Consider the following 8,427-nt stretch of genomic DNA (forward strand, 5'->3'; position numbering starts at 1 on the left):
CGTCATCGACCTCGGGCTCGTCACCGAGCGCCAGCCCGACGCCCACGGGTGGGCAGCAGCCGCCGGACGGTGCCCTCGACGTCTCCGACCTGCCCACCGGAGCTCCACCCCGACTGACCTACGTCCACGAGGACACCGTCCACTTCGCCGGCGGCGAGACCACCGAGGTACGCACCCGCTTCGCACCTCGCGAGCTCGTCGAGCTGGCCGACGGCGCCCGGGTCTGGCTGACGATCGACGACCGGAGCAGGTCCTGGGTCGAGATCCAGGACGCCGACGGTGGCTTCCACGACCCGGTGCGCAGCAGGCTCGGTCTCAGCGTCAACCGCCCCCACAGCATCGTGGCCTGGCTGACCCCGACCGGCCAGGTGATGATCTGGGAGGGGTGGGCGAGCGAGCCCCGACCGTTGGGTGACCCGATCCCCGGCAACGACCTGCGACTGGGACCGGTGACCGGCGCCGACGGCGCTGCGCCGGGTCAAGCAGGCCCGGACTGCGAGGCCTCGACCTGCACCGTGGTCGTGACGGTCGCGGACCGGGCCTGGCAGCCCTGGGAGGCCCGGGAGACCGGGTCGCAGCCGCTGCGCGACGGCGGCTACCTCGACATCAAGGACGTCAGCTCGACCAGCCTGGCGATCGGATGGACCGAGATCAGGGACTTCGGCACGTGCTCGACGCTGATGGGGGGAGGCGAGTTCCAGGGCTTCACCACGTGCCGACACACGCTGCGCTCGTTCTCACCCGACGGCCGTCTGATCCTCGGGACGCCGGCCTACCCGGACGGTGCCGGGGCGAACCAGGTGGCGATGTACGACCTGGGCAGCGAGCAGCTCTTCTCCCGGGGCGCGACGAAGCGGGCACACCCCACGTTCCACGCCACCACCTGGGAGGACGACACCCACCTGTTGGTGCCGATCCACCAGGACGGCGAGTGGTCGCTGGTCCGGATCGCCTCGGACGGGACGATGGAGTACGCCGTGGCGCCGCGTCGCGAAGCCGACGTCCTCACGAACCCGTACGTCCTGCCCACCGGCGGCGGGCTCCCGCGAGGCTGACCGGGTCGGACGCAGTCGGCCGACCCGCTCGCCCGGAGACGACGAAAGGCCCGGTCCGAGGACCGGGCCTTTCGTGTCTGTACCCCCGACCGGATTCGAACCGGCGCTACCGCCGTGAGAGGGCGGCGTGCTAGGCCGCTACACAACGGGGGCCTTGCTGCCTGGGAGCTCCGGAGAGCCCCTTTACAACTCGCGAAACTCTAGCCGAGGCGGGAGTGACGCACAAAATCGCGGCCTCAACCGCGATCTCGCTGGGATACTAGGACTCGAACCTAGAATAACTGGACCAGAACCAGTCGTGTTGCCAATTACACCATATCCCACTGGTGATTCAGCTCCTCAGGAGCCGTTGGAAACCTTACACGCGAGAGTCCGGGCCGACCAAAACGGCCCTCTGCGTGACCGTGCCCAGGCCCTGCCGACGGGCCGCCCAGAGCACCAGCGAGAGGAAGACCAGCGACTGCGTCAGGGTCACCGGGATCATCCACCAGGTGCCCCCCGTGGCGTTCAGCGTCTCGCCCATGTCGCCGTACGCCAGAGCCAGACCGAAGGCGAGCAGGTTGTTCAGCACGTGCATCGCGATCCCGGCCTCCAGGCCTCCGGTGAGGATCACCAGCAGGCCCGCCACCACACCGAACGCGAACCGGTCGATGAACACCGGGGCGCTCTGGGCGCCGTGCGAGAGCGCGAAGAGCGATGCCGGGACGGTGACGGCCACCACCATGCCCCAGCGGCCGCTGAGCAGCCCGCCGAAGACCTGGGTGATGTAGCCCCGGAAGGCGTACTCCTCCCCCGCTGCCTGGAGCGGGGTGAGCAGCACGACGACCACGACGAAGTGGAGCATGGTCGTCGTGACGTCGTTGAGCGGGCCGGCGAGCTCTTCGCCGCCCCCGGCCTCGGGCACCAGCGAGGAGACCGCCACGGTGGCCAGGAGGGCGATGATCGCGAGCCCGAAGCAGGTCCCCATCCACCTCCACCGCAGTCGTCCGGCGACCGAGGCGAGCAGACCGATCGGCAGCTTGTGCAGGCCACGTTGCAGCGCCCAGGTCACCGGGATCGCGGTGGCCAGCACCAGGAAGAGGTACGCCAGCCCGACCGGGTTCGGATCCTCGAGGTCGAGTGAGCGCTCCATCCCCTCGATCACCGACTCGCCGGCCAGCGCGTAGCCGAGCCCGACCGGGATCTGCCACAGCAGCGGCGCGACGATGACCATGGCGACGACCAGCAGGACGGTGCCGATCAGCGACCGGACCCACGGATTGGCCACGGGCGAGGCGCGGTGGATCTGGTGGTAGGCGAGATCCACCGCCGGCCTGCCCTGCGAGTCGTGCGGCTCCTGCGGGTCGTACGGCGCCTGCGGGTCGAGGGTGCTCATCTCAGGCCAGCGCCCGCTTGAGGCGGGCCAGGCCGCGCTCGCGGCCGAGCAGCTCCAGGGACTCGAAGAGCGGTGGCGAGATCCGCCGCCCCGTCACCGCCACCCGGACCGGGCCGAACGCGTTGCGGGGCTTGAGCTCCATCTCGTCGATCAGCGTGGTCTGCAGCGCCGCCTGGATCTCTGCGGTGGACCAGGTGGTCAGGGAGGCGAGCGCGTCGTGGGAGGCACGCACGATGGCGAGACCGTCCTCGTTGAGCAGTTTCTCCGCGTCGGCAGCGTCGAGGGTGAAGTCGGCCTCGTCGACGAAGAGGAAGCCGAGCATCTCCACGGCCTCGGTCAGCTTGTTGATCCGTTCGGCCACCAGCGGCATCGCCAGCTCGAGCAGCTGCGCGTCCGCGTCGCTGACCGGGTCCGAGACCACGCCCGCCTGCTTGAGGAACGGCAGCGCCCGGTGGGTGATCTCCTCGACCGAGAGCAGCCGCATGTGCGCCGCGTTGATCGCGTCCGCCTTCTTGAGGTCGAAGCGGGCCGGGTTGGGGTTGACGTCCTTGATGTCGAACGCCTGCACCATCTCCTCGAGGGTGAAGATGTCGCGGTCGCCCGAGATCGCCCAGCCCAGCAGCGCCAGGTAGTTGAGCAGGCCCTCGGGCAGGAAGCCGGCGTCGCGGTAGCCCAGCGCGTTGGCCTCGGGGTCGCGCTTGGAGAGCTTCTTGTTGCCCTGGCCCATCACGTAGGGCAGGTGGCCGAAGCGCGGAACGCCCGAGCCGATGCCGACCTGCTGGAGCGCGGCGTACAACGGGATCTGGCGCGGCGTGCTGGAGAGCAGGTCCTCTCCGCGCAGGACGTGGGTGATCTCCATCAGCGCGTCGTCGACCGGGTTGACCAGCGGGTAGAGCGGGTCGCCGTTCGCCCGGGCCAGCGCGTAGTCGGGCACGTTGTCGGAGTGGAAGGTGATCGTCCCGCGCACGAGGTCGTCGAAGGCGATCTCGCCGTCGGGCATCCGGAACCGGGTGACCGCGGCGCGGCCCTCGCCCTCGAAGGCGGCGACCTGGTCGGCGGAGAGGTCGCGGCAGAACCGGTCGTAGCCCTGGAGCTTGGAGCCGGACGCCTTGCGGCGCGCGTCGACCTCGTCGTTGGTGCAGAAGCACCGGTAGGTGAAACCGGCCTCGGTCAGCCGGGCCAGGGCGTCGCGGTAGAGGTCCCCGCGCTCGGACTGGCGGTACGGCGCGAAGGGACCGCCGACCTCCGGGCCCTCGTCCCAGTCCAGGCCGACCCAGCGCATCAGGTCCAACAGCGCCTGGTAGGACTCGGGGGTGTTGCGGGCGGCGTCGGTGTCCTCGATCCGGAAGACGAACGTGCCGCCGTGGTGCCGGGCGAAGGCCCAGTTGTAGAGCGCGGTGCGGACCAGGCCGACGTGCGGGCTGCCGGTCGGGGACGGCGCCATCCGGACGCGGACGGGCTGGGCGTTCATCGCTGGGCCACCTTGTTCGTGAGCGTGCCGAGGCCGGGGATCGAGATCTCGACCTCGTCGCCGACCTGCATGGGACCGACACCCTCGGGGGTGCCGGTGAGGATCACGTCGCCCGGCAGCAGCGTCATCACGCTGGAGACGTGCGCGATCAACGTCGGGATGTCGAAGATCAGGTCGCGGGTGTTGCCGTCCTGGACCAGGTCGCCGTTGAGGTGGGTCTGGACGGACACCCCGTCGGCGAAGGTCTGCGGGTCGAGGTCGGTCTCGATCCACGGCCCGAGCGGGCAGAAGGAGTCGAAGCCCTTCGCCCGGGTGAACTGGACGTCGCCCTTCTGCAGGTCGCGCGCGGTCACGTCGTTGGCGATCGTGTAGCCGTGGATCACGTCGGTGGCCTGCTCGACGGGCACGTCGCGACAGAGCCGGCCGATCACGACGGCGAGCTCGCCCTCGTAGTGCAGGTCCTGGGTCTGGCGCGGGTAGTAGATCGGGTCGCCGGGTCCGACGACGCTGGTGTTCGGCTTGAGGAACATCAGCGGCTCGGCCGGGACGTCGTTGCCGAGCTCGGCCGCGTGGGCGGCGTAGTTGCGGCCGATGCCGATCACCTTGCTGCGCGGCAGCACCGGCGCGAGCAGGCGGACGTCGGCGAGCTTGTACTCCTGGGCGAGCGGTTTGACGCCGACGTACAGCGGGTCGCCGGTCAGGGCGACGATCACGCTCTCCTCGTCGGGCTGGCCGAACTGGTCGACGTCGCCCGTCAGGACGCCGTACAGGGGGTCTTCTCCGGTGGTGAATCTGACGATGCGCACGGGCTTGAGCCTAACGAGGAGACCCAGCCACCCGACCAACGGCCGTACGCAGCGCTGCCAGGGTGCGTTCCACGTCGTCCGCGGTGGTCGACCAGTTGCTGACCGAGATCCGCAGGACCGCCTGATCGCGCCACACCGATCCGCTGGTCCAGGCCGTGCCGTCCTCGAGCATCAGGCGGACGACCTCGCGGGTGCGCTCGTCGTCGCCGAAGCTGGCGCAGACCTGGGTGAAGCCGACGTCGTTGAGCACCGTCGCTCCCTCGATCTCGGCGATGCCCGCGGCGAAGGCCCGCGCGTGCCCGGCCAGCCGCTCGACCAGGGCGGCGACGCCGTCGCGACCCAAGGCCCGGAGCACCGCCCAGACCGGAAGCGCCCGGCCTCGGCGGCTGAGCTCGGGCACCTTCTCGAACGGGTCCCCCGCGGCGTCCTTGACCAGGTAGGCGCCCTCCATCGACATGGACCGGCGCAGCGCCGCCGGGTCGCGGACGATGACCAGCCCGCAGTCGTAGGGCACGTTGAGCGTCTTGTGCGCGTCGGTCGACCAGGAGTCGGCGGCCTCGTGACCCGCGACCAGGTGCCGGTACACCGGGGAGGCCGCCGCGAAGAGCCCGAAGGCGCCGTCGACGTGCACCCACGCGCCGTACTCGTGGGCGGCCTCGATCGCCTCGGTGAAGGGGTCGAAGGCGCCCGAGTGCAGGTTGCCGGCCTGGAGGACCACGATCGTGGACTGGTCGGGGTGCTGGGTCAGCCGTGCGCGGAGATCGGCGACGTCGATCCGTCCCTGGTCGTCGGCGGCGACCGGCTCCGGCGCGCCCAGACCGAGGTAGCGCAGCACCACGTCGACCGAGTCGTGGCGCTCGGCACCGACGAGCACCCTGACCCGCGGCGCGCCGGTGAGGCCGTGGGTGGCAACGTCCCACCCGGCACGGGACAGCACCTCGTCGCGCCCGGCGGCGAGGCCGGTGAAGTTGGCCATCGTGCCGCCGGTGACGAAGCCGACGGCTGCCTGGGCGGGGAGGCCCAACAGGTCGAGCAGCCACGCCTGGGCGATGTCCTCGACGGCCGTGTGCGCCGGAGTGACGCTGCGCAGGCCGGAGTTCTGGTCCCAGGCGCTGGTCAGCCAGTCGGCCGCCATCGCCGCGGGATGGGTGCCGCCGATCACGAACCCGAAGAAGCGGCCGGACGGCATCGCGGTCAGCCCGGGTCCACTGGCCTCGGCGAGCAGGTCGACGACGTCGGCGGCCGACGTCGGCCCGTCGGGGAGGTCGCGGCCCAGGCGTTCGACGACCTCGGCGACGCTCGCCTGCGGCGACACCGGTCGCGAGCCCAGCGAGTCCAGCCAGACCTGCGCGTGCAGCCGCGCGCGATCGAGTGCCGCCGCCGCGTCTTCCATCGGCCCATCCTTGCGGTCGGGCGGGCTCGCGTCGAGGCGCGAGGAAGGCGTCATCTCCCGCGCTTCGGCCACACCTGGTGGTAGAGCGCGACGAGACCGGCGTCGTACGAGGAGAAGAGGACGGCCATCCGGCGCCGGGACGTGCGCAGGAAGGCACCTCCGCCGGACTGGCCGCGGTCGTTCGCGATCGCCTCGGTGCGGAAGCGACCGGGGGCGAGTTGCCGCAGCACGTACAGGTGTCGGTCGCCGTCGCCGCTCACGGCGAGGTCGGTGTCGCCGTCGCCGTCCAGGTCCCCCCACCCGAAGACGCCGGGAGCGCCCTGCTGCTGGCCGAGCGCGTTGTCGGAGCGGGAGGTCATCGCCTCGGAGATCAGCCTCGCCGACCAGGGCAGGCGGGGGTTGCTACCGGGGGTGAACAGGTAGACGCCACTCGTGGCCGTGCCGGGTGGTCCACTGGTGGTGTTGGAGTGGTTGGTGCCGACCCAACCGATGCCGGGGACCCGGGAGAGCTGGATCGAACCGCCGAGCTCGGCGTTGATCACGTGCTTGACGTAGACCCCGTAGCCGGGGTCGGCGACCCGCTCGAGCCAGGCGAAGCTCCCGTTGCGGCTGAAGTACTGCGCGCTGGCGATGTCGAGGTCGCCGTCGCCGTCGACGTCGACCACCGTGGGGAGCGATCCGAGCCCCTCGCCGAGCACGACGGGTGTGGTCTCGAAGCCCGTGCCAGTGCCGGGGAAGACCATCGTCAGGGCGTTCGCCGCCGTCTCGGCGACCGTGACGAGATCCTTGTCCCCGTCCTTGTCGAGGTCGACCAGCACCGCACGGTGGTAGAACTCCGGGCCCCCGGGCACGACGAGGTCGTGTCGGGTCCACGTCCCGTTCGGGTTGTTGCGCCACCAGGAGAGCGAGCCGCACGGCGTGCAGATGAAGAACCCGCCCGGCTCGATGATGTCGGTGCGCCCGTCGCCGTCGACGTCGGCCAGGGTGGGGTCGTTGGGGAACTGGATGCCGTCCTCCGGGCGGATGACGTCACGCCGGACCCACTGGCCCTTCCGATTCCGGTCGTAGGTCGCGACGGTGCCGCCGGCGGTCGGGCCGAACCCCGACACCTTCCCGAAGGAGGTGGCCACGATCTCGCGGGCACGGTCACCGTCGAGGTTGCCGACGGTGGAGAACGCGGCGCCCGGCAGCTGCCCCACCACCTCCTCCGACCACGCGGGGGCCGGGCGATCCCCACCGTTCGGGGGCGTCCCCGGACCGGCACTGCTGGGAGGCACGAGGGCGAGGGCAAGGGACACGGCAAGGGCGAGCGCGACAGCTCCGGGGGCACGCATGCGACGCAACCTAGTGGAACCGGGATCCCCCGCACGCCGAATCGCGCAGCACCGTCGGCCGCTCCTAGGCTGGTCGCGTGGACCTGGAGCTGCTCGACGAGGAGACGTGGCGTGCCCGCGCCGCCGCACACGCAGCGCGCGTCGACGCCTTCCTCGCGCCGCACCTGGCCCGGCGCGAAGCCCGGGTCAAGCACCCGGTCCACGACTTCCTCTTCACCTACTACTCCCAGCGGCCGGCCCAGCTGCGCCGCTGGCACCCCGGGTACGGCGTCGGGCTGACGGGCGACGCCTCGGCGTACGCCTCGCTCAAGGGGTATGCCGGGACCGACGGTGCCGTCACCGTCTCCGAGGAGTACGTCGCCTCGACCCGCCCGCTGCTGACCTCGCTGCACACGCTGCTCAGCGCGACCGCCTCCCGGCCGGCCAACCTGGCCTGCTTCGGGTTGCACGAATGGGCGATGGTCTACCGGCTCACCGAGGAGCAGACCCGGCACGCCGACTGGCCGTTGCGGCTGGGCGCGGAGGGCACCGACCAGGTGGTGGAGTCGCACCGGATCGGCTGCTCGCACTTCGACGCCTTCCGCTTCTTCACCGAGCCCGCCCGGGGGTTGAACACCCTCTCCCCCGCCAGCGACGACCGGCCTGCCTTCGAGCAGCCGGGCTGCCTGCACGCCGGGATGGACCTCTACAAGCACGCCTTCCGGCTGACGCCGATGATCTGCTCCGACCTGGTCGCCGACTGCTTCGAACTCGCCCTCGACATCCGCGTCCTCGACATGCGCGCGGCGCCGTACGACCTGAGCGGCCTGGGCCTGGAGCCGGTCCGGATCGAGACCCCCGAGGGCAAGCAGGAGTACGCCGCGGCACAGCGCCGGTTCGCCGAGCGCGGCGCCCCGCTGCGACAGCGACTGATCACCGCGTGCAAACGGCTCCTGACCGTGGGAGCGGTCGATGCCTGAGGTCGGCGCCGACGGCGAGGCGGTCGGCCGGGAG

General features: G+C 71.2%; 7 protein-coding genes and 2 tRNA genes. 2 read left to right on the top strand and 7 right to left on the bottom strand.

What is annotated here, in order from left to right:
- A partial coding sequence (locus ABZE72_RS13860; RefSeq protein ID WP_372729620.1) for a hypothetical protein occupies positions 1 to 1,055 on the top strand: 1,055 nt, incomplete at its 5' end.
- 80 nt (positions 1,056 to 1,135) lie between these two features.
- On the opposite strand, the gene ABZE72_RS13865 is transcribed toward ABZE72_RS13860, so the two are convergent.
- The 7 genes from ABZE72_RS13865 to ABZE72_RS13895 all read right to left on the bottom strand — a co-directional run bounded on the left by ABZE72_RS13865 (position 1,136) and on the right by ABZE72_RS13895 (position 7,434).
- Positions 1,136 to 1,208 (bottom strand) — tRNA-Glu (locus ABZE72_RS13865).
- A 98-nt stretch (positions 1,209 to 1,306) separates the two neighbouring features.
- Positions 1,307 to 1,378, bottom strand: a tRNA-Gln gene (locus tag ABZE72_RS13870).
- A gap of 35 nt (positions 1,379 to 1,413) precedes the next feature.
- Positions 1,414 to 2,022, bottom strand: a complete 609-nt coding sequence (locus tag ABZE72_RS13875) for a lysostaphin resistance A-like protein (protein ID WP_372729626.1) — start codon at positions 2,020 to 2,022, stop codon at positions 1,414 to 1,416.
- 409 nt (positions 2,023 to 2,431) lie between these two features.
- Positions 2,432 to 3,901 carry a glutamate--tRNA ligase gene (gene gltX / locus ABZE72_RS13880; RefSeq protein ID WP_372729621.1) on the bottom strand — a complete coding sequence of 490 codons (1,470 nt, stop codon included), beginning with the start codon at positions 3,899 to 3,901 and terminating at the stop codon, positions 2,432 to 2,434.
- Entirely contained in the window at positions 3,898 to 4,707 is an 810-nt protein-coding gene (locus ABZE72_RS13885; protein WP_372729622.1) for a fumarylacetoacetate hydrolase family protein, read from the bottom strand. Before ABZE72_RS13885 ends, gltX begins: the two co-directional genes overlap by 4 nt.
- Before the next feature lie 10 nt (positions 4,708 to 4,717).
- Positions 4,718 to 6,100: an aspartate aminotransferase family protein gene (locus ABZE72_RS13890; RefSeq protein WP_372729623.1), complete on the bottom strand. Its 1,383-nt coding sequence runs from the start codon at positions 6,098 to 6,100 to the stop codon at positions 4,718 to 4,720.
- A 50-nt stretch (positions 6,101 to 6,150) separates the two neighbouring features.
- Positions 6,151 to 7,434: an FG-GAP repeat domain-containing protein gene (locus tag ABZE72_RS13895; RefSeq protein ID WP_372729624.1), complete on the bottom strand. Its 1,284-nt coding sequence runs from the start codon at positions 7,432 to 7,434 to the stop codon at positions 6,151 to 6,153.
- 77 nt (positions 7,435 to 7,511) lie between these two features.
- On the opposite strand from ABZE72_RS13895, the gene ABZE72_RS13900 reads away from it, so the two are divergent.
- Complete coding sequence (locus ABZE72_RS13900) at positions 7,512 to 8,393, top strand: 3-methyladenine DNA glycosylase (RefSeq protein ID WP_372729625.1); 882 nt, start codon at positions 7,512 to 7,514, stop codon at positions 8,391 to 8,393.
- Positions 8,394 to 8,427 lie beyond the last annotated feature (34 nt).

The sequence above is a fragment of the Nocardioides sp. genome (assembly GCF_041600255.1).
GTDB lineage: Bacteria > Actinomycetota > Actinomycetes > Propionibacteriales > Nocardioidaceae > Nocardioides.